Below are 22314 nucleotides of genomic sequence, written 5' to 3' on the forward strand. Positions count from 1 at the left end.
ATTGCCCCTCACCCCTGCCCTCTCCCCTGAGGGGAGAGGGTGAAAAGCCGCACCAAGCAGTCCCCTCTCCCCTCCGGGGAGAGGGTTAGGGTGAGGGGAACGGATTACCTCAAAAGCATATTAAGGAGAATTATCATGAGCTTTATGTTGGCACTCCCCAAAATCAGCCTGCACGGCGCGGGCGCGATCGGCGATATGGTCAATCTGGTGGCAAACAAGCAGTGGGGAAAAGCGCTGATTGTCACCGACGGCCAGCTGGTGAAGCTGGGCCTGCTCGACAGTTTGTTTTCCGCGCTCGACGCCCATCAGATGTCGTATCACCTGTTCGATGAAGTATTCCCGAATCCGACGGAAGCGCTGGTGCAAAAAGGCTATGCGGCATATCAGGATGCAGAGTGTGATTACCTGATTGCCTTTGGCGGCGGCAGCCCGATTGATACCGCCAAGGCAATCAAAATCCTCACCGCCAACCCCGGTCCGTCAACCGATTATTCCGGCGTCGGCAAGGTGAAAAACGCGGGCGTGCCGCTGGTGGCGATCAACACCACCGCAGGCACGGCAGCGGAGATGACCAGCAACGCGGTGATCATCGACTCCGCGCGGCAGGTGAAAGAGGTGATCATCGACCCGAACATCATCCCGGATATCGCCGTGGACGATGCCAGCGTGATGCTCGATATTCCGGCCTCCGTGACCGCCGCAACCGGCATGGACGCGCTAACCCACGCCATTGAAGCTTACGTCTCCGTGGGCGCGCACCCACTGACCGATGCCAACGCGCTGGAAGCCATTCGTCTGATCAACCTCTGGCTGCCGAAAGCGGTCGACGACGGTCACAACCTGGAAGCGCGCGAGCAGATGGCTTTTGGGCAGTATCTGGCGGGCATGGCGTTTAACAGCGCCGGGCTGGGGCTGGTGCATGCTCTGGCGCACCAGCCGGGCGCGACGCACAACCTGCCGCACGGCGTCTGCAACGCCATCCTGCTGCCGATCATCGAAAACTTTAACCGCCCGAACGCGGTCGCCCGATTCGCCCGTGTGGCGCAGGCGATGGGCGTTGACACGCGCGGCATGAGCGACGAAGCGGCCAGCATGTCCGCCATTCAGGCGATTCGCGATCTAAGCGCCCGGGTCGGCATTCCGTCCGGATTTAGCCAGCTTGGCGTGACCAAAGCCGATATTGAAGGCTGGCTGGATAAAGCGCTCGCTGACCCGTGCGCGCCGTGCAACCCACGTACCGCCAGCCGCGATGAGGTCCGCGAGCTGTACCTGGAGGCATTATGATCCGCAAAGCGTTTGTGATGCAGGTAAACCCGGATGCGCACGAGGAGTATGCGCGCCGCCACAACCCGATCTGGCCTGAGCTGGAAGCGGTGCTGAAAGCCCACGGCGCGCACCACTACGCCATTTACCTCGACAAAGCCCGCAACCTGCTGTTTGCGACAGTGGAGATTGAATCGGAAGAGCGCTGGAACGCGGTGGCAAACACCGACGTCTGCCAGCGCTGGTGGAAACATATGGCTGACGTTATGCCGTCTAACCCGGACAACAGCCCGGTGAGTGCGGAGCTGAACGAGGTGTTTTACCTGGACTGAGCCATGGCCCGGCATATTGTGTCGGGTCGCGTTATTTAACCGGCCAGTTATAAACAGCGCTATTACCGTTGTCGTCGATTAACTCCCCCTGCACCTGCCCGGAGAAGGGGGCATTGGCGGCAAAGGCGTAGCGCTTCTCCCCGAAGGGGGCAACCATCATGTCGGGTAGTTGTGTCACCGGATACAGCTTTTCGCCTGCCTTAAAGTTAATGCCCGCAAAAGAGACAAAGTAAGGCGAATCATTATGACAAACCAGCACAGAACCCTCGCGATGAAAGGTTAATCGCGCCCACGCGCTTTCTGGATTGTTGAGCGACGCCGGACGCCAGAATATTTTCATCTGTGTATTCATCGTCAGCACCATGCTTTGTTGTTGTGTGGCAACACTTCCGGTAGGCGGGATTTCATAGATGTTCAGCCAGAATGCCGATTCCCGGTCAGTGGGCATACGCGCTTTGTTGTGCATGATACGTAGCCCTTGTACGCCCTTAGGCTCCAGACGAAACAACGGCGGCACCGCAACAAATGGCGTTTTAACACTTCCCGGTTCGCGATTGATATCGCCATCATCCACCCAGGTTTGCACGACTACCGGCCACGGATTGGTATTCACCAGCATCAGACTCTGTTGCGCTTCGCCTTCATGAAAAATCACACGCGTTGCGGAGGCAATAATGCCCGCTGCGCAGGGCCAGGACACAAGCATCCATAGCAATAACAGAGAAATACGCATCATTGCACTTTCACCCAAACATACGCCCTGGCATCTACCTTACCGGCAGCGATCGCCTCGTCAGGTAAACGCACCAGTGAAGCATTAAAGTTAATCAGGTAGTCCTGGGTATTCCCTGATCCTGCAATTCGGGTTGCCCCTACATTGACGGGATACCAGCCACCGCTATTGCCCGTTGCGCAACTGGTGGTCGTACAGCGATCCCAACCGAGGAACTGGCGAACTATACCGTCGCTGGCATTAGCAATCTGTATCCCTACTCCCCTTGCCATACCGGTTTGTCCGTAATTCTCGGAAAGGAGATGGCTCACCCCGCCGCTGCTGTTTACCAGCCCAAGAGTTTGCGCGGCGAGAAAGCTTTCGTAAGGCACCTGTAACCCCAGCGCCGTCTGGTTTTGCGCCACACCGCCGACGGCTGTATTTTCACAACGAACCGTCACGCTGAAATTGGCTTGCGCCGCTTTGCCGCTTTCCAGCTCAGTTCGCGAAATAGAAGGGAACACGACCACAGGCGTGACGTTTTTCGCCACGCACGTAGCGATGGTGGTCAGCGTTGAGACAGGTGCCGTTCCCATGTTTAACGCCATCCAGTTATCGTAACCCCACCCGGTGTAACTGGTTGCCGAGTCTCCGGAATCACAGTAAGCATCGTTATTTTTACTGCCCGGCGAACAAAAACTGACGTAGCCATTGGGCTGATTACAGCTATAGCTGCCGCTACTCACCGGAGCGCCACACCAGGTTCCGGCTCCCGTGTTGGTGGGAACATCTGCGCTGAGACGAATCGCCTCGGCGCGAATGGGGCTAAAATCCTTGACCCGAATATAAATTTTTTTGCCATCGTCTGAGACCGCGTAACGGGTCATCGGTATCCGTTGATAATTTCGGGTAAACACAGTGCCTGAGTTAAGGTGCGTTAAACGCACCCCGACTTTTTTAAATAAGGTGCCGTAAACATTCGGATTACCGCTTGCCTGCCCCATATCCCAGTAGCCGCCGTAACGGTCATCTCCGTTAGTGGCAATGATTTCGAAGATGTTATTTTTATCGCTAATATCGCAGACCCACAAAATATTATCGGGGCTGCTATAGAGCGGATTATCAGAGAAGCGCACCACGCTACTAGCCAAAACTGTACCTTCCGGCTGAACGTCAATGCTGCTGACATTGATACGCCCCAGCGCAAGCCCTGTCCCCATTGCGTCCTCTTCGGTGTGCTCGAATTTTGGCCCTTTTTCGCACTGGGCAAACGCCGCCACGCTCATCAGGCAAAATGCCGCGACGACAAAACGTAGTCTGTTCATGATTTCCTCCCTGGTGGGCTTAACGGCAAGGCAACGTTAATACCCGTAACGGTTCCGACGGCTGCGTATTTTGCCAGGCTATTCGACAGCTTTCCTGCTGGGCCTCCCCCCACTTAATCCGCAATATGCCTTTCTCGTCGCTGGCGCGAAAATAAAGCTGACTCGCCTGCCCCATCATGCCAATGCTGTTGTCATACTCATCGTAAACGGCGGCCCCCATCGGGATAACCTCACCTTTCAGCCTCTGCGCAGTGATCAACATGGCCTGTCCCTGAAGCGTGGTGTAGCGCAGGCGAACCATCGCCCCGGCGAATGGCGCAACACGCTGAACCGATATCTGGAGTTCCACATCGTCGGCCATGTCTTGCGGGTCCAGGCTGACAGTATTGAACTGATAAGGCACCAACGATGGTGCAAGCGCATAGCCAAACGCGTTCACCTGTGCCCCTTGCCCGCCGGATATCCGTGCGCCATCCGCACCGGGTGCTTCAATTAATGCGAAGGTGTCACCAAGATACGGTCCCGGCGTGATACCTCCACGATGCAATACCAGTGCCCCCTGTAACGATGCCGACGCCTGCCAGTAATCGCTGGAGGAAGACCACGACGCGCCGCCGCTGGCCCAAGGGAAATTCTTCTGAAAATTTGCTCCCCAGACGGACTGCTCCCCGCGATCGTTTGTGGCGTAGTTGAGGCTGTAGCTCAGCGGATCGCGCTCACCCATCACCCCGCTAAGCGTCGACTGATAATCTCCGCCGTCATCATCACTATGGTTAGCGCTAATCGAAAGCATTGGCGAGTAGCGACTCTGCCCAAGCGGAATAGAAAACGATAATGACCACAGCGTTTGCGTTTTTGCCTGCCAGGCGTCGCTCCAGTCGACGGCGTTCCCCATGCCGTTTTGTGAAGATGGGGTGATTCGTCGGGTGCGCGCCGCCGTAAGGTTCACCGATATGCCGTAGGCAAATGCCTTACTCCAGCTGGCCTGAAGCTGCTTATCGCGGCTTTTCTGGTCGCGATAGTCCTGTGAAGAGAAGGAAAGATTAATATTACCCAACCAGTCCAGCGCCTGGCTGGCCGAAAGCTCAACCCTGGAGCGCTGCCGCCAGGTGGAGGATTGCCACTCCTCATTATGCGCAGCGCGTGAACCGAGCACATCGTACAGCTCAGCATAGCCGCCTGTAGAGTAGCGGTAGCCCGCCAACGCAACCGACGTCCCCGTCTGTGGAAAATGTTTACTGTAGTTGAGCCTGGACATCCAGCCGGTTTGGTAATCGTCGCTGTTCAGCCGTGCGCGCGAGAAAGTGCTGTCCATCCCCCATGCGCCCAGCGTGGAACTGTAAACGCCGCCGAGCATAAACGCCTGATAGCCGTTTGCCAGTTGATTGCCCGCATTGATAGTGAGCGCATTCGTTACCCCGTGCTGCCAGACAATTTCACTGAATTCGTCATTGTTGCCCACGTCCCGCACGCGCCCCACTGTCGCACTGTATTCCGAAAACCCCGCGCGCATGGATTCCGCCAGCGCGGAAAAGGGTACGTTAAACGTACTTTCATTCCCATCCGCTTCCGTGACAATGACGTTCAGATCACCTGCGTAATTAGTGGGATAAAGATCGTCAATCGCAAACGCACCGGGCGCGACCGTGGTTTCATAGAGCGTGTTGTTGCCCTGGCGAATGGTCACTTTGGCGTTGGTTCGCGCAATCCCACGCACCACTGGCGCGTAGCCGCGCTGAGATTCCGGACGCATTCGGGTATCGGAGGTGAGCTGCACGCCGCGAAAGCTGATCCCGGAAAAAAATCTGCCGTCGGTGTAGCCTTCGCCAATCATCATTTCACTGCGCAGCGGCACAATCGCTCGCTGGACATAGCGCCGCGTTGTTGTCCAATGGCTGCCCAGATCGCTGTCATAGTTGAGCGCAGACTGCTGACGATAGCGCCACAGTCCCAGATTTAACCCGCCATTCAGGTTCAGGTAAGTGGAGTCTGTCGTGCCACCGCCATCCTGCTTTTGCGTGACGTGGTACTGGTTAGCCATGTAGTTGAGAAAGAGCATACTTTCTCCGGACTCCAGGCTCTCTTCACGTATTCCTCCTCGCGGCAGTTTATCCAGCAGGGTTTGTGGTACCGAAAAATCAACACGCATTTGCGACATCACGCTGCTCACCGTGATGCCGGAAAAAAGCGCATTGTCCGGACGATAGCAGCCTTCTCCAGGCTCTTCCGGCAACGATTTCAGCCCAATCTTTTTTAAGGTACCCCAGCTAAAACACGGCATTACGCGATGTTCCACGGCTGTAAATACGATGTCATCCCTCGCGGCCAGCGTACCGTTAACATATAGATCCAGTGTATAACTGCCGGGCTTGATCATTGAATCCTGGTTTAACTGTTCAATATCAACCTTATTCAGGCCAGACCCGCGAAGTAGCGACGCGTCAAAGACATACGCTTCTTGCGCTTGCACGAAAGAGGCGCTGATTAACGTCAGCGTCGAGACAAACAGACAACACCGGGGATACGCGCGATGTCGGAGCATAAAACCCTCCCTGCCCACTCTTTCCATGTCGACTTCTAGCGAGGCAGCGTGAAGGTGTGGCTCACCGCCGTGCCATAATCATTCATGGCGTAAACCGTGACAGATGTGGCCACCGGATCGGTTAAAACCCAGCGTGTGTCGCCAAATGGTGGAATCATCACCGATTGGCCAACCGCCGTAGATTTCTCACCTCGGGTTAACAGCGCGTTGCGCAGTGAAATATGCCATGGCGTAGGGTTTTGTAACGTCAGCATATTTCCTTTACGCTGCACCTGAAGTTGCGTCAGAGCCTGACTGGCGTCGCCGCGCAGACCGGGCGGGCGATAAAATACTTTGAGCCGGCTTTTTACAATCAATGCCAGGCGATTCTGTGCAAGATCGGACGATTTAATGGCGGGATATTGCAAATAATTAAACCAGAACACGGACTCGCGATCCTGTGGGAGTTGTTGGGTCTGCCCTGTAAATTTTAGCCGCAGCGCATGACCATTCAGCGCATTAATCCGAAATATTTGTGGCGTGACGATAAAAGGTGCATCCGCTGTGTCTGGCGTTGAATCTGGGTTATTTTTATCCAGCCACACCTGCACCAGCATCGGTGTATCACCATTGTTAGAAAATTCTACAACCTTATCTTTTGCATCAGCAGAATAAATTATTCTATTACCTTTAAGAATAACACTGGAAGATGCTATGTTCGATATAAAAATAGAAGACAAAAATGCCATTACAGCAATAAAACAGCATTTATTAGTGTACAGCATATACACCTCCCTAATTAATAGGGAATAAATGGCGCTACGTTAAGTAGCGCCTAAAAGAGTTACAAATAGGTAATTGCGAACTGTGCTTGCGCTTCTACTGCTCCGGCCGTAGCCCCGCCAGCAGAAGAGTAGTAACGTGCAGCCATATCAAAGGAGACAGAGTCTGGACCGCTCGTTCCACCTACCGTCTGCATAGACGTTTTTGCTATGCCGCTGGTGAAGTCCAGCTCGGTCGTGCCTTCAAGTAGCTGAATAGCAACGTTCGTCGCCGGGCTTGCCGCCGCGATATTTTTTAGGTTGTTACCGTCCAGATAATTACTGACAAAACGTACGCCTGCCGAAGATGACGACGTCGCAGTAACATCGCAGCCGCTCAACGTCACAGTGAAAGGCGTTTGCCCTGCGCTGGACCCCGCGGCCGTCAGCTCGCTTTTACTAACGGCAGGCAACAGGACAACCGGATAAGAATCGGTGCCATTAATTTTTATGGTACAGGTTTGATCGGTAACTTCTCCTAAAAAACGTACGGTATTATTTGCATAGACAGCGCCACTTACTCCGACAGATACAATAAATGCTACCAGCACTCTTTTTTTCATTTTTATTGTCTCCTTTACATGCCCTTATCGTTATAAGAGCCAATGCGCGAATAATGATTATTTCTTAGAACAAACATACCCCTATAAAAATTATGTGTAAATATATTTCAGAGGTTAACAAATCATAAAAATAAGCAACCCTGCGAAAAAACAAGGTAATCACACATAAATTATATGAATAACAAAAATAGGTTAACAGGATAAAGTATCGCCATTAAACGTGACGTCTCCCACCTAACCCAATGAATTCTCGCATAAACGAACAATTAGTCTTTCATATTCATTTATAATCCAAATGATTAAATATTCTAAAAACTGTATTAAACTTAAATTAAAGTACAAAGAACAATTCACGCCATAAATGATTTAATGGTCGAATATATTTAATATGGATATTTTGTTTTATGATCTTAGTCTCATTTTATCGCCCCGCTGTCGTCTTACCGGCAGCGGGTTTGCCGCTGTTTAGCTTTGTTCCGCCACCAGCAGCGCGTGCGTATCTGGCTCCAGCGCCTTAAAGATATGCGGCTGGTCAGCGGGATAGCAAATGTAATCTCCCGGGCCGAGCTCTTCTGCCGCGTCGATCAGGCCGACCATCGCCCGCCCCTGGGTCACGATAATATGCTCAACCGACCCAGGCGGATGCGGCTGGGAAATACGGTCTGCCCCCGGCTGAGTCAGCAGCAGGTAGATATCACGACGCGCCCCCGGCGGACACGCCGCGAGCAAAATCGCCTCGTAGTTCGCCTGCCCGGCGACAACTTTTGTGCCCTCGCCGCGGCGGATCACCTGCGTGACGGGCTGCTGTGGCTCCAGTAACCGGGCAAACGGAATATCCAGCGCCACGCAAAGCGACCAGAGCGTTTCCAGGCTAGGGTTGCCGTTGCCAGACTCCAGTTGTGAAAGCGTGGATTTGGCGATCCCGGCACGGCGGGCAATTTCCGCCAGTGATAGCCCGGTTCGCAGGCGTTCTCGCACCAGGCTTCTGGCGATTACGCTGATTGGCTGCGTCATAATAACGGCCTCATTGTCTCTATAACGAACGAATCGTTCGCCTTGTAAAACGTTTTTGATGCGTTCATTATAATGGAAATACGTTCGATATGGCTAAAATGGTATGAAGAATCACCTCTCTTGCCTGAAAGGCGACACGATAAAAGCGATCGTCCTGGTCTGCCTCGCGGTGGGCGTGGTCGGCATGTCTTATGGCTCACTGGCGATGGCCTACGGCTTCCCGCTGTGGGTGCCGTTTGTTCTCTCCCTCACGGTGCTGGCAGGCGCATCCGAGTTTATGTTCATCGGCATCGTGGCGAGCGGCGGCAATCCGCTGGCGGCGGCCGCAGCCGGTTTACTGGTAAACGCGCGCCATGTGCCGTTCGGCGTGACGGTGCGTGACCTGGTGGGCAAGCGCGGCCTGAGCTTTCTGGGCTGTCATATCATGAACGATGAAAGCGTGGTGTTTGGCCTGTCGCAAAAAACCGCCGAGCAGCGTAAAGCGGCCTACTGGCTGTGCGGGTTAGGCGTGGCAATCATCTGGCCGCTGGGCGCGGTGCTGGGGGCGATGGTCGGCAAGCTACTGCCAGACCCGGAAACCATCGGGCTGGACGCGGTGTTCCCGGCGATCCTGCTGGCGTTAGTGGTGCCGGCATTTAAAAACCGCACCACGCTGATCCGCGCCTGTAGCGGCGCGTTGTTGTCGCTGGCCGCCGTGCCGTTCGCACCGGTGGGCCTGCCGGTGCTGCTCTCTTTGCTCGGCCTTGCCGCGAGGAAAAAATAATGGAAAACATGACGGTCTTTATTCTCGGCATCGCCATTCTTTCTGCCGGAACCTATCTGATGCGTCTCGGCGGGGCAAAACTCGGCAGCCGGCTGGCGCTTTCTGAACGGTCGCAGGCGCTGCTTTCAGACGCGGCTACCGTTTTGTTGTTCTCCGTCGCGCTGGCGACAACGTTTTATGAAGGGGACCATTTTGCCGGGATGGCGCGCGTGCTGGGGGTGGGGTTCGCGGTGTTTCTGGCCTGGCGCAAAATGCCGTTAATTGTGGTGATCGTCGCGGCGGCGGTGGTGACGGCGCTACTGCGTCTGGCGGGCATAAACTAAAAAAGCGCCCCAGGGGCGCTCTTTCGACGGTACTGCGAAATTATTTGTTCAGTTCAGCGGTCATGTGTACGCGGTTACCGGTGAATGCTTGGGTAATTTTGTAGGATGACGCGCCCGCTTCCTGAGCCTGTGCGGCGATTTTAGCTTCAGCACCGTCCAGCGTAGAGGCGGATGCGGTCACAGTCTGCGCAGCGAAAGAACCGAAAGATGTAGCAAGAGCGATTACTGCGACAAAAGTTTTGATGCTTTTCATGAGATAAACCCTTTCGTTAAGTTGTTTAGATAAGGCACCGGGCCTTGATGAGATAAATACTAGACCTCATCATGAACAACTAAAAGCGGAAGGATTTGCTATACTCATTCAAAATTACTGATTAACAATTAATCGCTGCGGATGGGTGTAAATTGTCGCCCTGCCTGGCTTGCAGAACCCCACCAGCGTCAGGTTGCAGCGCTCCGCCACTTCAACCGCCAGCGTGGTTGCCGCTGACACCGCAAACAAAATTTCCACGCCGCACATGGCGGATTTTTGCACCATCTCGTAGCTGGCGCGGCTGGAAACGAGCGCGGCCCCTTGCAGCCAGACGTTGTTTTCCCGAGCGCGACGGCCCAGCAGCTTATCCAGCGCGACGTGGCGGCCAACATCTTCATGCCCGCCTGCAATGCTCCCCGACGGCAATACCCACGCCGCCGCATGCGTACAACCGCTGAGCTGGCCGATGGGCTGAACGTCATTCAGGTGCTCAAGCGCCCGATCAAGATGCGCCAGATTGAACGTCTGGGTGAACGGCAGCGGGATAATGGGTTTGCCGATATCGTTAAGCTGTTCAACACCGCACACGCCGCAGCCGGTACGTCCGGCCAGCGCCCGGCGGCGCTCTTTCAGCCCCATAAAGCGGCGGCTGGAGAGTTCGATTTGCACTTCGAGACCGTTACAGGCCGGTACGACGTCCATGCCGTAGATCTCCTGCGGATGCGCAATGATGCCTTCCGAGAGGGAGAAACCGATGGCGAACAGCTCGAGATCTTTCGGCGAGGCCATCATCACCACATGCGAAATCCCGTTGTAAACCAGGGCAACGGGGACCTCTTCCGCCAGAAAATCCGGCGTGGCATGTGAAATGTGAGGCGGTCTGTGTACCGACAGTTCCACAATGCCCGCAGGCAGTGGCGACGTGTGGGTAGCACGGTTTTGTTTAAACACGACGGTATTCCTGAACAACCACGGAAGTGAGCCTGCTATTGCACCACAAACAGCGGACCTTACGCATAGTATGGATCAACTTTTCAGCATCCATTCTCCTACTCAATTCGGAGGGGTGCAACCGGTCATCTGCTACACACCCTTAACATCCGCAGAGAGAAATGTGATTGATATCACACTTTATAATCAATGCCGTGATAATACGTTCACTTTGTTTTAACGCCGTTGGAACAGGCGTACCGACATTGTGGTATTCTGGGCTTATCCCTCGGAGAAATGAGGGATTAACGCAAATTTTTCTCCTTTGCGGTTAATTCTCAACCGCAAAGTAAAACTACATAGCAATGTCGTAATGAACCAAGGAGTGACCCATGCAGGTCAGCAGAAGGCAGTTCTTTAAGATCTGCGCTGGCGGTATGGCAGGCACCACGGCGGCGGCACTGGGCTTTGCGCCCGGTGTAGCGCTGGCGGAAACTCGGCAGTATAAACTGCTGCGCACCCGCGAAACCCGTAACACCTGTACGTACTGCTCCGTCGGCTGTGGGCTGTTAATGTATAGCCTCGGCGACGGTGCGAAAAACGCCAAAGCATCTATTTTCCACATCGAAGGCGATCCGGATCATCCGGTCAACCGTGGTGCGCTGTGTCCGAAAGGGGCCGGTCTGGTAGATTTTATCCACTCCGAAAGCCGCCTGAAGTTTCCTGAGTACCGCGCTCCCGGCTCTGACAAATGGCAGCAAATCAGCTGGGAAGAGGCGTTCGATCGCATCGCTAAGCTGATGAAAGAAGACCGCGATGCCAACTTTATTGCGAAGAATGCCGAAGGCACCACCGTTAACCGCTGGCTCTCCACCGGCATGCTGTGTGCTTCAGCGTCCAGTAACGAAACCGGCTATTTAACCCAGAAATTTACGCGCGCACTCGGTATGCTCGCGGTCGACAACCAGGCGCGTGTCTGACACGGACCAACGGTAGCAAGTCTTGCTCCAACATTTGGTCGCGGTGCGATGACCAACCACTGGGTCGACATCAAGAACGCCAACCTTATTGTGGTGATGGGCGGTAACGCCGCTGAAGCGCACCCTGTCGGGTTCCGCTGGGCGATGGAAGCCAAAATCCACAACGGCGCGAAGCTGATTGTGATCGATCCCCGCTTTACGCGTACAGCGTCAGTGGCGGATTTCTACACCCCTATTCGTTCAGGTACTGACATCACTTTCCTGTCAGGCGTATTGCTGTACCTGATGACCAACGAAAAATATAACCGCGAGTACACCGAAGCCTATACCAACGCCAGCCTGATCGTGCGTGAGGATTACCACTTCGAAGATGGCCTGTTCAGCGGTTATGACGCCGAAAAACGCAGGTACGACAAAACCAGCTGGAACTACGAGCTGGACGAAAACGGCTTTGCGAAGCGCGACACCACCCTGCAACACCCGCGCTGCGTGTGGAACCTGCTGAAAGAGCACGTGTCCCGCTATACGCCAGAGGTTGTCGAAAACATCTGTGGGACGCCGAAGGCGGACTTCCTGAAGGTGTGCGAGCTTATCGCCGAAACCAGCGCCAAAGATAAAACCGCGTCGTTCCTGTATGCACTCGGCTGGACGCAGCACTCCATCGGCGCGCAGAACATCCGCACCATGGCGATGGTTCAGTTGCTGCTCGGCAACATGGGGATGGCAGGCGGCGGCGTTAACGCCCTGCGCGGTCACTCCAACATCCAGGGCCTGACCGACCTTGGCCTGCTGTCTCAGAGCCTGACGGGTTACATGAACCTGCCGAGCGAGAAACAGACTGACCTGCAAACCTATCTGACGGCCAGCACGCCAAAACCGCTGCTCGAAGGCCAGGTAAACTACTGGGGCAACTATCCGAAGTTCTTCGTCTCGCTGATGAAAGCCTTCTACGGCGACAAGGCGACGGCGGAAAACAGCTGGGGCTTTGACTGGCTGCCGAAGTGGGACAAAGGGTACGACGTCCTCCAGTACTTCGAAATGATGCACCAGGGCCAGGTCAACGGCTATATCTGCCAGGGCTTTAACCCGGTGGCGTCGTTCCCGAACAAGAACAAGGTTGTCGAGTCTCTGTCGAAACTGAAGTATCTGGTGACAATTGACCCGCTCAATACCGAAACCTCGACGTTCTGGCAGAACCACGGTGAGTCGAACGATGTCGACCCGTCGAAGATTCAGACCGAAGTGTTCCGTCTGCCGTCCACCTGCTTCGCGGAAGAGAACGGCTCTATCGTCAACTCTGGCCGCTGGTTGCAGTGGCACTGGAAAGGCGCGGACGCCCCGGGCATCGCCCTGAACGACGGCGAGATCCTGGCCGGTATCTTCTTACGCCTGCGTAAAATGTACGCGGCTGAAGGCGGCGCAACGCCTGAGCCGGTGCTGAACATGACCTGGAACTATTCGACGCCGGAAAACCCTGCGCCGGAAGAAGTGGCCATGGAGAGCAACGGTAAGGCGCTGGCGGACGTTATCGACCCGGCGACCGGCACCGTGCTGGCGAAGAAAGGCGATCAGCTCAGCACCTTCGCACACCTGCGTGACGACGGTACGACGTCAAGCGGCTGCTGGATCTTTGCCGGTAGCTGGACGCCGAAAGGCAACCAGATGGCCAACCGCGATAACGCCGACCCGTCGGGCCTCGGTAATACGCTGGGCTGGGCATGGGCATGGCCGCTTAACCGCCGCATCCTCTATAACCGTGCCTCTGCTGACCCGCAGGGCAACCCGTGGGATCCGAAGCGTCAGCTACTCAAGTGGGACGGCGCGAAATGGGGCGGCGTGGATATTCCGGACTACAGCACTGCCGCACCAGGCAGCGATGTCGGGCCGTTTATCATGCAGCCTGAAGGGATGGGGCGCCTGTTTGCTATCGATAAGATGGCGGAAGGTCCGTTCCCGGAACACTATGAGCCGTTTGAGACGCCGCTGGGTACTAACCCGCTGCACCCGAACGTGGTCTCTAACCCGGCAGCCCGTATCTTCAAGGGCGATTTTGAAGCGCTGGGTAAAAAGGACAAGTTCCCGTATGTCGGCACCACTTACCGTCTGACTGAGCACTTCCACTACTGGACCAAGCACGCGCTGCTGAATGCCATCGCGCAGCCGGAACAGTTTGTGGAGATCGGCGAGAAGCTGGCGGGCAAGCTCGGCATCGCCCATGGCGATACCGTGAAGGTCTCCTCTAACCGCGGCTACATCAAAGCCAAGGCGGTGGTGACCAAGCGTATTCGCACGCTGAACGTTCATGGTCAGCAGGTGGATACCATCGGCATCCCAATTCACTGGGGTTATGAGGGCGTGGCGAAGAAAGGGTTCATTGCGAATACCCTGACGCCGTTCGTCGGTGATGCGAACACGCAGACGCCGGAATTTAAGGCCTTCCTCGTGAACGTGGAAAAGGTGTAACGGAGACGACTTATGGCTTATCAATCTCAAGACATTATCCGTCGTTCCGCGACTAACGGTTTCACGCCCGCGCCTCAGGCGCGGGACCACCAGCAGGAAGTGGCGAAGCTTATCGACGTGACCACCTGTATCGGCTGTAAAGCCTGTCAGGTGGCTTGTTCAGAGTGGAACGACATCCGTGACGAAGTGGGTCACAACGTCGGGGTGTACGACAACCCGGCGGACCTGACCGCCAAGTCCTGGACGGTAATGCGTTTCTCGGAAGTGGAACAGAACGACAAACTGGAATGGCTTATCCGCAAAGACGGCTGTATGCACTGTGCGGATCCGGGCTGCCTGAAGGCGTGTCCGTCAGAAGGGGCTATCATTCAGTATGCCAACGGCATCGTCGACTTCCAGTCTGAGCAGTGTATTGGCTGCGGCTACTGCATCGCGGGCTGTCCGTTCGACGTGCCGCGCATGAACCCGGAAGACAACCGCGTCTACAAATGTACGCTGTGCGTTGACCGCGTAAATGTCGGTCAGGAGCCAGCCTGCGTGAAGACCTGCCCAACCGGCGCTATCCACTTTGGCTCTAAAGAGGATATGAAAACGCTGGCGGCAGAGCGCGTGGGCGAGCTGAAAACCCGTGGTTACGATAACGCGGGCCTGTACGATCCGGCCGGGGTTGGCGGTACGCACGTGATGTACGTGCTGCACCACGCCGACAAGCCGAATCTGTACCATGGCCTGCCGGAGAACCCGGAAATCAGCGCCACCGTGAAGTTCTGGAAAGGTATCTGGAAACCGCTGGCCGCGGTCGGTTTTGCGGCCACCTTTGCAGCGAGCATCTTCCACTACGTCGGCGTTGGTCCGAACCGCGCGGAAGAGGAAGACGATAACCTGCATGAAGAGAAAGACGAGGTGCGCAAATGAGAAAACGTGACACCATCGTGCGCTACACCGCGCCGGAACGCATCAACCACTGGGTCACCGCCTTCTGCTTCATGCTGGCGGCGATAAGCGGGCTGGGGTTCTTCTTCCCCTCCTTCAACTGGCTGATGCAGATACTGGGCACGCCGCAGCTGGCGCGCATCCTGCACCCGTTCGTGGGTGTGGTGATGTTTGCCTCGTTTATCATCATGTTTTTCCGCTACTGGCACCATAACCTAATCAATCGGGATGATATCTTTTGGGCGAAGAATATTCGTAAGATCGTCGTCAACGAGGAAGTGGGTGATACCGGGCGTTATAACTTCGGCCAGAAATGCGTATTCTGGGCGGCGATTATCTTCCTGGTCCTGTTGCTGGTGAGCGGCGTGATCATCTGGCGTCCGTACTTTGCGCCTGCTTTCTCAATCCCGGTGATCCGATTTGCGCTGATGCTGCATTCATTTGCCGCAGTGGCGTTAATTGTGGTTATCATGGTGCATATCTACGCCGCCCTTTGGGTGAAAGGCACCATTACCGCGATGGTGGAAGGATGGGTAACCAGTACGTGGGCGAAGAAACATCACCCGCGCTGGTACCGTGAAGTCCGCCAGAAACAGGAAAAGTCATCTGAATGAGTATTCGCATAATCCCGCAAGATGAGCTGGGGTCGAGCGAGAAACGCACGGCGGATTATATTCCGCCGTTGTTGTTCCCCAGACTCAAGAACCTCTACAACCGCCGCGCAGAGCGTCTGCGCGAGCTGGCAGAGAACAACCCGCTGGGCGATTTTCTGCGTTTTGCCGCGCTGGTCGCCCATGCGCAGGAAGTGGTGCTATACGACCACCCGCTGCAAATGGATCTGACCGCACGCATCAAAGAAGCCAACGCGCAGGGCAAGCCGCCGCTGGACATTCACGTTCTGCCGCGCGACAAGCACTGGCATAAGCTGCTGCATTCACTGATTGCCGAGCTGAAGCCCGAAATGAGCGGCACGGCGCTGGCGGTCATTGAGAACCTGGAAAAAGCCTCAGAGCAAGAGCTGGAAGAGATGGCGAGCGCGCTGTTTGCCTCCGACTTCTCGCTGGTGAGCAGCGATAAAGCGCCGTTCATCTGGGCTGCGCTGTCGCTCTACTGGGCGCAAATGGCGAGCCTGATCCCGGGTAAAGCCCGCGCTGAATATGGCGAAGCGCGCCAGTTTTGCCCGGTGTGCGGCTCAATGCCGGTCTCCAGCATGGTACAGATTGGTACGACGCAGGGGCTGCGCTACTTGCACTGCAACCTGTGTGAAACCGAGTGGCACGTGGTGCGCATCAAGTGCAGCAACTGCGAACAGACCCGCGATCTGAACTATTGGTCGCTGGAAAACGAAGACGCGGCGGTGAAAGCCGAAAGCTGCGGCGACTGCGGGACCTACCTGAAGATTCTGTATCAGGAAAAAGACCCGAAAGTCGAAGCGGTAGCCGACGATCTCGCCTCGCTGATCCTGGACGCGAAGATGGAGCAGGAGGGCTTTGCCCGTAGCTCGATCAACCCGTTCCTGTTCCCGGGGGAAGGGGAGTAATCTCCACTAAAGCCCGGCGAGCCTCTGTGCAACCGGGCTATTTACTGCGTTAGGGCTGGGATGACATGTTGAGGGTCGTTAGCAATGGCGCGCAATAGCGCTTTAGCGGGGCCTGTAGGTGAGCGTCTGCCTTGTTCCCAGTTACGCAACGTATCAACGCTAACTGAGATTAAGTTCGCGAATTTACTCTGCGACAACCCGGACGCCTGACGAATTTCTTTTATTTTCATCGCATCAATTTGAAACGTACGCGACGGCTCTCGTTGGCCCTCGGCAATTTCGTTGATTTGCGCAATGCTTTGGGTTAATCGCTCAAACAGCGCCTTATCCATTTACCACCTCTCAATCATCTTTTTCAGTATGGCTTTTTCACCCGCGGAGAGGTCATCTTTGATCCCTTTGCGATAGATGAGCAGCAACCTGATTTCACACTCACGCGTACGGTGAAAATAGATAACTCTGACTCCACTACGCTTTCCCTTACCGCCAGCAAGCCAGCGAATCTTTCGCAAGCCTCCCGTATTCTGGATCAGATCGCCGTAATCCGGTTGCGTTGCCAGGAATATTTGGAACCTATGATATTCGTCGTCATCCAGTAACGTTTTGACGTCTTCTGTAAAAATATCCGTTTCAATGAATAGCATATATCGTACGCCATTGGCTTATAGTAGCAAACATCCAATGTACGTCAATGACGTACCCCTAGCTGATTACGTTAATGGGATACGCTGAATAAAGCGAAGTATAATTCCTGCTACGTTGTGTATTTGCGAGCCGCTTTCCAGACGACTGCTACTCCTCCTCATTCCCGCCCTCTTCATACGCGCCATACGGCTTCGCAGGCAGAACGATATAGGTGCCTTCAAACACCGCGCCCGGCGTTTCATCGCCGAACAGCTCAACCTGCATTTGTACGCGTGCTTTACGCCCACGCGCCAGACGGTCGAGATCGCCGCCCAGTGCGCCCAGGTCAGCTACCGCGCTCGGCTTGCCGCTGATCGGCGCGCTGTAGCGGATATGGGCATCGGCCAGAATAATGGTGCCGCCGAGATGACGTTCGCGCAGCATCAGCCAGATCAGTCCCCAGCCGGTGAGCGTGGCGAGTGAAAACAGGCTACCGGCAAACAGGGTATGGTGTGGGTTCTGGTTGCCGGTTTCCGGCATGGTGGTAATAAATTTTTGCCCGGTATATTGCTGAATACGCACGCCCATTTTTTCACTGAGCGGAATGTGCTGATACCACGCCTGCTGGAGCTGCCCGCACCAGTCGGCACGATGGAGAATATCGTCCAGGGTGGCGATGGGTTTGATCATCAAAAAGTGACGAATCGGCGTAGTTTGCGGGGCGGTGATTTCCCCCTGATTCACGAAACCAAGCTTGGCAAAGAACTCAACGGCATCTTCACGGGCGCTACAGGTGACGCGCTTGACCCCTTCCTGACGGGCGACGGATTCCAGCGTCATGGCCATCAGCGTTCCGAGGCCTTTGTCCTGCACGGAGGGGTGAACGGCCATAAAGCGGATTGAAGCTTCGTTGTCGGCATTGATATACAGACGCCCCACGGCAACCAGATTGCCCTCTTCATCAACCACCATCTGGTGGTGCGCCATCGCGTCCCAGGCGTCGCGTTCAGACCCTTTAGGTTGATGCAGTGGCTTGCGCAGCATTTCCCAGCGGAAATGGTAATAAACCTCTAACTCTTCTTCCGTTTGCGGTACTCGAAGGTGATACATAGCTGTACTCTCTCTTGTTACCCGCGGCCAGGCCGCCAGTTGGCTCATACCTGGAGCCAGAATGTGACGGGGCCATCGTTCACCAGCGAAACCTGCATATCCGCAGCGAATCGTCCGGTTTGTGTATTCATGTCCTGTTGGCGACAGCGCTCAACAAAGTACTCGTAAAGGGCTTCTGCGCGATCCGGTGCCGCGCCCTTCGAAAAACTCGGCCGCATGCCGCGTTCGGTATCCGCAGCCAGCGTAAACTGGGACACCACCAGCACGCTGCCGCCCGCCTGCTGAACGTTCAGGTTCATCTTGCCTTCCGCATCGCTGAAAATGCGGTAGCCCAGCACGCGATCACACAAGCGGTTGGCTTTTTGTTCGTCATCATCCTTTTCGACACCCAGGAGCACCAAAAGTCCTGGGCCGATTTCACCCGTCACCTCATCCGCCACGGTGACGCTGGCACGGGTTACGCGCTGAATCAATGCAATCATGGTTGGTCTGCTTCTTGTTGTTTTTCAGCTTCTGCTGCTTTTTTAAGTTCGCGGTAGACCCCGAGAGTGACAGTTATTTCGGCGCCAAGCAAGACGATGCACCACGTCCAGTAGACCCAGACAAACAAAATGGGGATCACCGCCAGTACGCCGTAAATCAGCTGATAAGAGGGGAACATGGTGATATAAAGCGCGAATCCTTTCTTGCCCAACTCAAAGAGCAACGCCGCGACCAGCGCACCCACCACGGCATCCCGGTTGGGTACGCGCGTAGTTGGCACCACGCTATAAAGCAGCCAGAACGAAAGCCACGATAAAATCAGCGGGAAGATGCGCAGCACGTTATCGATCACGCTGTTTAAATCGCTCGCCCAGCGCAGCGAAAGAAGGTAGGAACTGATCGCCAGGCTAGCCCCCGCCAGCAAGGGGCCGAGGGTTAAAATCATCCAGTAGACGGCAAAGGAATAGATCTTTGGGCGGACTTTTTTGCTCCGCCAGATAGTGTTGAGCGCACTGTCGATGGAGTACATCAGCAGCAGCGCGGTAACAATAAGCCCACACGCCCCCACCGCCGTCATCTTGCTGGAGTTAGCGACAAACTGTTCAATGTAGTTCTGGATCACATCGCCGGTGGCAGGAATAAAGTTTGCGAAAACAAAATGGCGAAGCTGCATGCTCACATCGGCAAACATCGGAAACGCCGAAAAAAGCGCAAAAATCACCGCCACCAGCGGAACCAGCGAGAGCAAGGACACGTAAGCGAGATTGCCCGCCAGCGTGGTCATGTTGTCCTCATCAATGCGATGCCAGAGGAGTTTCAGCCACGCCCTCAGCGGGCGCGTGTGGTGATTGGCTTTTTGATGAACGGTTTTTAGCATAACTGCTTCGCAAAGTAGTTCGGTATCGTCTCTTTTCCGGTCACCAGAATGGAGGTGATACCTAACTGATTAGCCCCTTCTATATTATCGGCGTTGTCGTCAAAAAAGACCGCATCCGCTGCCGTGAATCCTTCTTCCTGCAATACCGCCTGATAGATGCGCGCCTCAGGTTTACGCATCCCCATCTCCTGGGAGAGATACACGTTATCTGCCGCCGCGTGAATTTCAGGGTATTCATCCGGCCAGAAGGTGGTATGCAGGCGGTTGGTATTAGACAGCACGACAACGCGATGCCCCTGCTCGCGCAGCTTGTGCATGATGTCGATCACTTCGGGGCGGATCGCGACAAATATGGCCTGCCAGCCGTGGGAAAATTGCTCGTAACTTAACGAGAGACCCATTTCCTGACAGAAACGCTCTGCGAACGCTTCGTCGCTGATCTCACCGCGCTCGTGCAAATGGAAAGTCTCACCCATCGCGAAATTCTGCTTTAACGTCGCCAGCGGAACACGGCTAAAATCGCTCCATGCGCCCAGCACCCGGTTAAAATCGATATCGACGATTACATTTCCTAAGTCAAAGATATAAAGCATGTTTATCTCCTTTCGCCGTGGAAAAGTAACTGTAGCGGGAAAGAGAAAGTTTAGCTATGCGCCAGATTCAGCTTAGAGAAAGGAAAGGCCCGAATCGCAATATCGGGCCATAAGACGATCAGCCAGCCTGCTGCTCTTCTCCGGAATTCACTTCGACAACCTCAACCTTGCTGGATTTTAGGTGACTTTGCAGCGCCGGGCCGGGCAGCTCATCGGTGAACAGCGCCGTCACCTGCGCCACGTTGCCAATTTCAACCGCCGCGGAGGCGTGGTATTTCGTATGATCGGCCGCCAGTAAAATGTGACGGGAGTGGGCAATCATGGTTTTCACCACGCTGGCTTCGTTAACGTCAAATTCCATCATCGCGCCGTCGTGCTCTATCGCCCCCACGCTGGTCACGAGGTAGTCCGCCCGGAAGCCAGACACAAACGCCGTTGCCGCAGGCCCGATAATGCCGCCGTTATGCGGGCGCAGCGTACCGCCAGGTACCATCACCTCAAAACGCGGGTTCTTATAAAGAATGTGCGCCACCCGCAGGCTGTTGGTGATAATGCGCAGATGATTATGATTAAGCAGCGCCCGTGCAACGTGCTCCACCGTTGTGCCGATAGTGATAAAGATGGTCGAGCCATCCGGGATATAGTCCGCAATCGCTTCGGCAATCGCCCGTTTCTCTTCGGTAAGCGAGACTTCACGCTGTTCGAACGCCGTGTTGACCACGCTGGATGCCCTGCCCGCGCCGCCGTGATGACGGGTGATCAGCCCTTGCTCGCTGAGCTTGCGGATATCCCGGCGCACGGTTTGCGTCGACACATCCAACAGCTGCGCCAGTTCATCAATGTTCATATAGCCGCGATCGGCAATCAGCGTCAGCAGCTGATCGTGACGCGGGTTGCCGGTCAGTTCGGTAAGGCTCATGGGCTGTCCTCTGAAAACCATCACGCCCCGCATTTTATACAAAAAGTGACAAAAAAGAGCGGGTTTGATCACAGTCGGGTATACCCGCGCGCCCGCCGGGCTTTGTGCATTTCAGTGCTGCGACGGCGCTGGCAAAACGCACGGCGTCTGCGGCGGGCAATTTCTGCCCCAGGCTGACCGCCAGCGCACCGTGGAACACGTCGCCCGCGCCGGTGGTATCAATGACGTTCACTTCAAAACCAGGCTGATGACATAGCGCGCCGTTTTCCAGCCAAAAACAGCCGTCTCGCCCCTGCGTGACATACACATGTCCATTTGTGAGCATTTGTGCTTTTTTTAATGCGTCTTCTGTTTCATCCAACTGCGTTAAACGCCGCAGCCCAGGCGCAGAGAAGGCCGCGTGATCGCTTAAGGCGATCAGCTCCGCGATATCCTGCGGGGTAACATCCGCATCCAGCAACGTCGGAACGCCCTGCTGACGGGCCAGTGTAAATGCCTGTTTTGCCCCGTCATGCCAGCGCACGTCGGCTAAGACAATATCCCACTGAGAGAAGTCGATTTCATGCAGCCAGCCTGCCTCGGCGGGCAGATCGGGGCTGGGGTAGTTGGCAATCACTCTTTCCCCACCTGCGTCCACCAGCACCGCCGATTGCGACGATCGGGCTCCCTTAACTACGCGCGTATAGCGGGTGTTCACCCCCAGGGATTCCAGCTCCGCAAGCAACCGTCTGCCGGTATCGTCGTCCCCCACCCGACCAATAAAATCCACTTCCGCGCCCAGTTTCGCGGCTGCCACTGCCGCCGTTGCCGCCGGGCCGCCGCCCACTTCCGTGTAGTCTTTTGCGACATATTTCCCACCTTCTTTTGGTAAATCATCGAGATACCAAATGCGATCCAGCACGGTAATGCCGACACAAACGATGCGAGTCATGGTGATTCCTTCTGCGATTTCTGATGCCTTCATTTTAATTT

General features: G+C 55.3%; 24 protein-coding genes. 8 read left to right on the forward strand and 16 right to left on the reverse strand.

Annotation, left to right across the window (positions count from 1 at the left end; translation table 11 throughout):
- The first annotated feature begins 135 nt into the window (after window positions 1-135).
- Both fucO and rhaM read left to right on the forward strand, forming a co-directional pair.
- Entirely contained in the window at window positions 136-1284 is a 1149-nt protein-coding gene (fucO, locus tag L2Y28_RS22130; RefSeq protein WP_022649823.1) for a lactaldehyde reductase, read from the forward strand.
- A complete protein-coding gene (rhaM, locus tag L2Y28_RS22135; RefSeq protein WP_022649824.1) occupies window positions 1281-1595 on the forward strand; it encodes an L-rhamnose mutarotase in 315 nt (104 codons plus the stop codon). Before fucO ends, rhaM begins: the two co-directional genes overlap by 4 nt.
- A 31-nt stretch (window positions 1596-1626) precedes the next feature.
- Here rhaM and L2Y28_RS22140 read toward each other — a convergent pair whose 3' ends face one another.
- The 6 genes from L2Y28_RS22140 to L2Y28_RS22165 form a co-directional block, all read right to left on the reverse strand.
- Window positions 1627-2331, reverse strand: a complete 705-nt coding sequence (locus tag L2Y28_RS22140; protein WP_022649825.1) for a molecular chaperone — start codon at window positions 2329-2331, stop codon at window positions 1627-1629.
- Window positions 2328-3632, reverse strand: a complete 1305-nt coding sequence (locus L2Y28_RS22145) for a fimbrial protein (protein ID WP_022649826.1) — start codon at window positions 3630-3632, stop codon at window positions 2328-2330. Before L2Y28_RS22145 ends, L2Y28_RS22140 begins: the two co-directional genes overlap by 4 nt.
- A gap of 19 nt (window positions 3633-3651) precedes the next feature.
- Window positions 3652-6174 carry a fimbria/pilus outer membrane usher protein gene (locus L2Y28_RS22150; protein ID WP_022649827.1) on the reverse strand — a complete coding sequence of 841 codons (2523 nt, stop codon included), beginning with the start codon at window positions 6172-6174 and terminating at the stop codon, window positions 3652-3654.
- A 35-nt stretch (window positions 6175-6209) separates the two neighbouring features.
- Window positions 6210-6938 carry a molecular chaperone gene (locus L2Y28_RS22155; RefSeq protein ID WP_022649828.1) on the reverse strand — a complete coding sequence of 243 codons (729 nt, stop codon included), beginning with the start codon at window positions 6936-6938 and terminating at the stop codon, window positions 6210-6212.
- Between the two features lie 59 nt (window positions 6939-6997).
- Window positions 6998-7537, reverse strand: a complete 540-nt coding sequence (locus tag L2Y28_RS22160; RefSeq protein ID WP_022649829.1) for a fimbrial protein — start codon at window positions 7535-7537, stop codon at window positions 6998-7000.
- A gap of 465 nt (window positions 7538-8002) precedes the next feature.
- Window positions 8003-8551, reverse strand: coding sequence for a helix-turn-helix domain-containing protein (locus L2Y28_RS22165; RefSeq protein ID WP_022649830.1), 549 nt, complete (start codon window positions 8549-8551; stop codon window positions 8003-8005).
- Between the two features lie 103 nt (window positions 8552-8654).
- Here L2Y28_RS22165 and L2Y28_RS22170 point away from each other — a divergent pair, with 103 nt between their 5' ends.
- Both L2Y28_RS22170 and L2Y28_RS22175 read left to right on the forward strand, forming a co-directional pair.
- On the forward strand, window positions 8655-9314 hold the full coding sequence (locus tag L2Y28_RS22170) for an AzlC family ABC transporter permease (RefSeq protein ID WP_022649831.1): 660 nt from the start codon (window positions 8655-8657) through the stop codon (window positions 9312-9314).
- The gene (locus L2Y28_RS22175) at window positions 9314-9637 is read left to right on the forward strand and encodes an AzlD domain-containing protein (RefSeq protein WP_022649832.1); all 324 of its coding nucleotides are present in this window, start codon (window positions 9314-9316) and stop codon (window positions 9635-9637) included. Before L2Y28_RS22170 ends, L2Y28_RS22175 begins: the two co-directional genes overlap by 1 nt.
- A 40-nt stretch (window positions 9638-9677) precedes the next feature.
- On the opposite strand, the gene L2Y28_RS22180 is transcribed toward L2Y28_RS22175, so the two are convergent.
- Both L2Y28_RS22180 and fdhD read right to left on the reverse strand, forming a co-directional pair.
- The gene (locus L2Y28_RS22180; RefSeq protein WP_003861966.1) at window positions 9678-9890 is read right to left on the reverse strand and encodes a DUF1471 domain-containing protein; all 213 of its coding nucleotides are present in this window, start codon (window positions 9888-9890) and stop codon (window positions 9678-9680) included.
- A gap of 114 nt (window positions 9891-10004) precedes the next feature.
- Window positions 10005-10841 (reverse strand): formate dehydrogenase accessory sulfurtransferase FdhD, encoded by an 837-nt coding sequence (gene fdhD, locus L2Y28_RS22185; protein ID WP_022649833.1) that lies wholly within the window; start codon window positions 10839-10841, stop codon window positions 10005-10007.
- 371 nt (window positions 10842-11212) lie between these two features.
- Between fdhD and fdnG the strand changes: the two genes are divergently transcribed.
- From fdnG to fdhE, 4 genes are read left to right on the forward strand one after another with little or no spacing between them, the layout of a single operon-like run.
- A complete protein-coding gene (gene fdnG, locus L2Y28_RS22190) occupies window positions 11213-14263 on the forward strand; it encodes a formate dehydrogenase-N subunit alpha (protein WP_087878250.1) in 3051 nt (1016 codons plus the stop codon).
- Window positions 14264-14275: 12 nt separating this feature from the next.
- Complete coding sequence (gene fdxH, locus L2Y28_RS22195; protein WP_003861960.1) at window positions 14276-15178, forward strand: formate dehydrogenase subunit beta; 903 nt, start codon at window positions 14276-14278, stop codon at window positions 15176-15178.
- A complete protein-coding gene (gene fdoI, locus L2Y28_RS22200; protein ID WP_006808711.1) occupies window positions 15175-15810 on the forward strand; it encodes a formate dehydrogenase cytochrome b556 subunit in 636 nt (211 codons plus the stop codon). Before fdxH ends, fdoI begins: the two co-directional genes overlap by 4 nt.
- Window positions 15807-16736: a formate dehydrogenase accessory protein FdhE gene (gene fdhE / locus L2Y28_RS22205; protein ID WP_022649835.1), complete on the forward strand. Its 930-nt coding sequence runs from the start codon at window positions 15807-15809 to the stop codon at window positions 16734-16736. Before fdoI ends, fdhE begins: the two co-directional genes overlap by 4 nt.
- Window positions 16737-16777: 41 nt before the next feature.
- Here fdhE and nadS read toward each other — a convergent pair whose 3' ends face one another.
- The 8 genes from nadS to L2Y28_RS22245 all read right to left on the reverse strand — a co-directional run bounded on the left by nadS (window position 16778) and on the right by L2Y28_RS22245 (window position 22273).
- On the reverse strand, window positions 16778-17068 hold the full coding sequence (gene nadS, locus L2Y28_RS22210) for a NadS family protein (protein WP_022649836.1): 291 nt from the start codon (window positions 17066-17068) through the stop codon (window positions 16778-16780).
- Entirely contained in the window at window positions 17069-17380 is a 312-nt protein-coding gene (locus tag L2Y28_RS22215) for a hypothetical protein (protein ID WP_022649837.1), read from the reverse strand. It lies immediately after the preceding gene.
- Between the two features lie 148 nt (window positions 17381-17528).
- Window positions 17529-18470, reverse strand: a complete 942-nt coding sequence (gene fabY / locus L2Y28_RS22220; RefSeq protein ID WP_022649838.1) for a fatty acid biosynthesis protein FabY — start codon at window positions 18468-18470, stop codon at window positions 17529-17531.
- 44 nt (window positions 18471-18514) lie between these two features.
- Complete coding sequence (gene dtd / locus L2Y28_RS22225; protein ID WP_022649839.1) at window positions 18515-18952, reverse strand: D-aminoacyl-tRNA deacylase; 438 nt, start codon at window positions 18950-18952, stop codon at window positions 18515-18517.
- Complete coding sequence (locus L2Y28_RS22230; RefSeq protein WP_022649840.1) at window positions 18949-19830, reverse strand: virulence factor BrkB family protein; 882 nt, start codon at window positions 19828-19830, stop codon at window positions 18949-18951. Before L2Y28_RS22230 ends, dtd begins: the two co-directional genes overlap by 4 nt.
- A complete protein-coding gene (gene yihX, locus L2Y28_RS22235; protein WP_022649841.1) occupies window positions 19824-20423 on the reverse strand; it encodes a glucose-1-phosphatase in 600 nt (199 codons plus the stop codon). Before yihX ends, L2Y28_RS22230 begins: the two co-directional genes overlap by 7 nt.
- A gap of 118 nt (window positions 20424-20541) precedes the next feature.
- Window positions 20542-21342 carry a DeoR/GlpR family DNA-binding transcription regulator gene (locus L2Y28_RS22240; RefSeq protein WP_022649842.1) on the reverse strand — a complete coding sequence of 267 codons (801 nt, stop codon included), beginning with the start codon at window positions 21340-21342 and terminating at the stop codon, window positions 20542-20544.
- A gap of 34 nt (window positions 21343-21376) precedes the next feature.
- A complete protein-coding gene (locus L2Y28_RS22245) occupies window positions 21377-22273 on the reverse strand; it encodes a sugar kinase (RefSeq protein ID WP_022649843.1) in 897 nt (298 codons plus the stop codon).
- Between the last annotated feature and the right edge of the window lie 41 nt (window positions 22274-22314).

It is taken from the genome of Enterobacter sp. JH25 (assembly GCF_021725435.1).
Taxonomy (GTDB): Bacteria; Pseudomonadota; Gammaproteobacteria; order Enterobacterales; family Enterobacteriaceae; genus Enterobacter; species Enterobacter intestinihominis.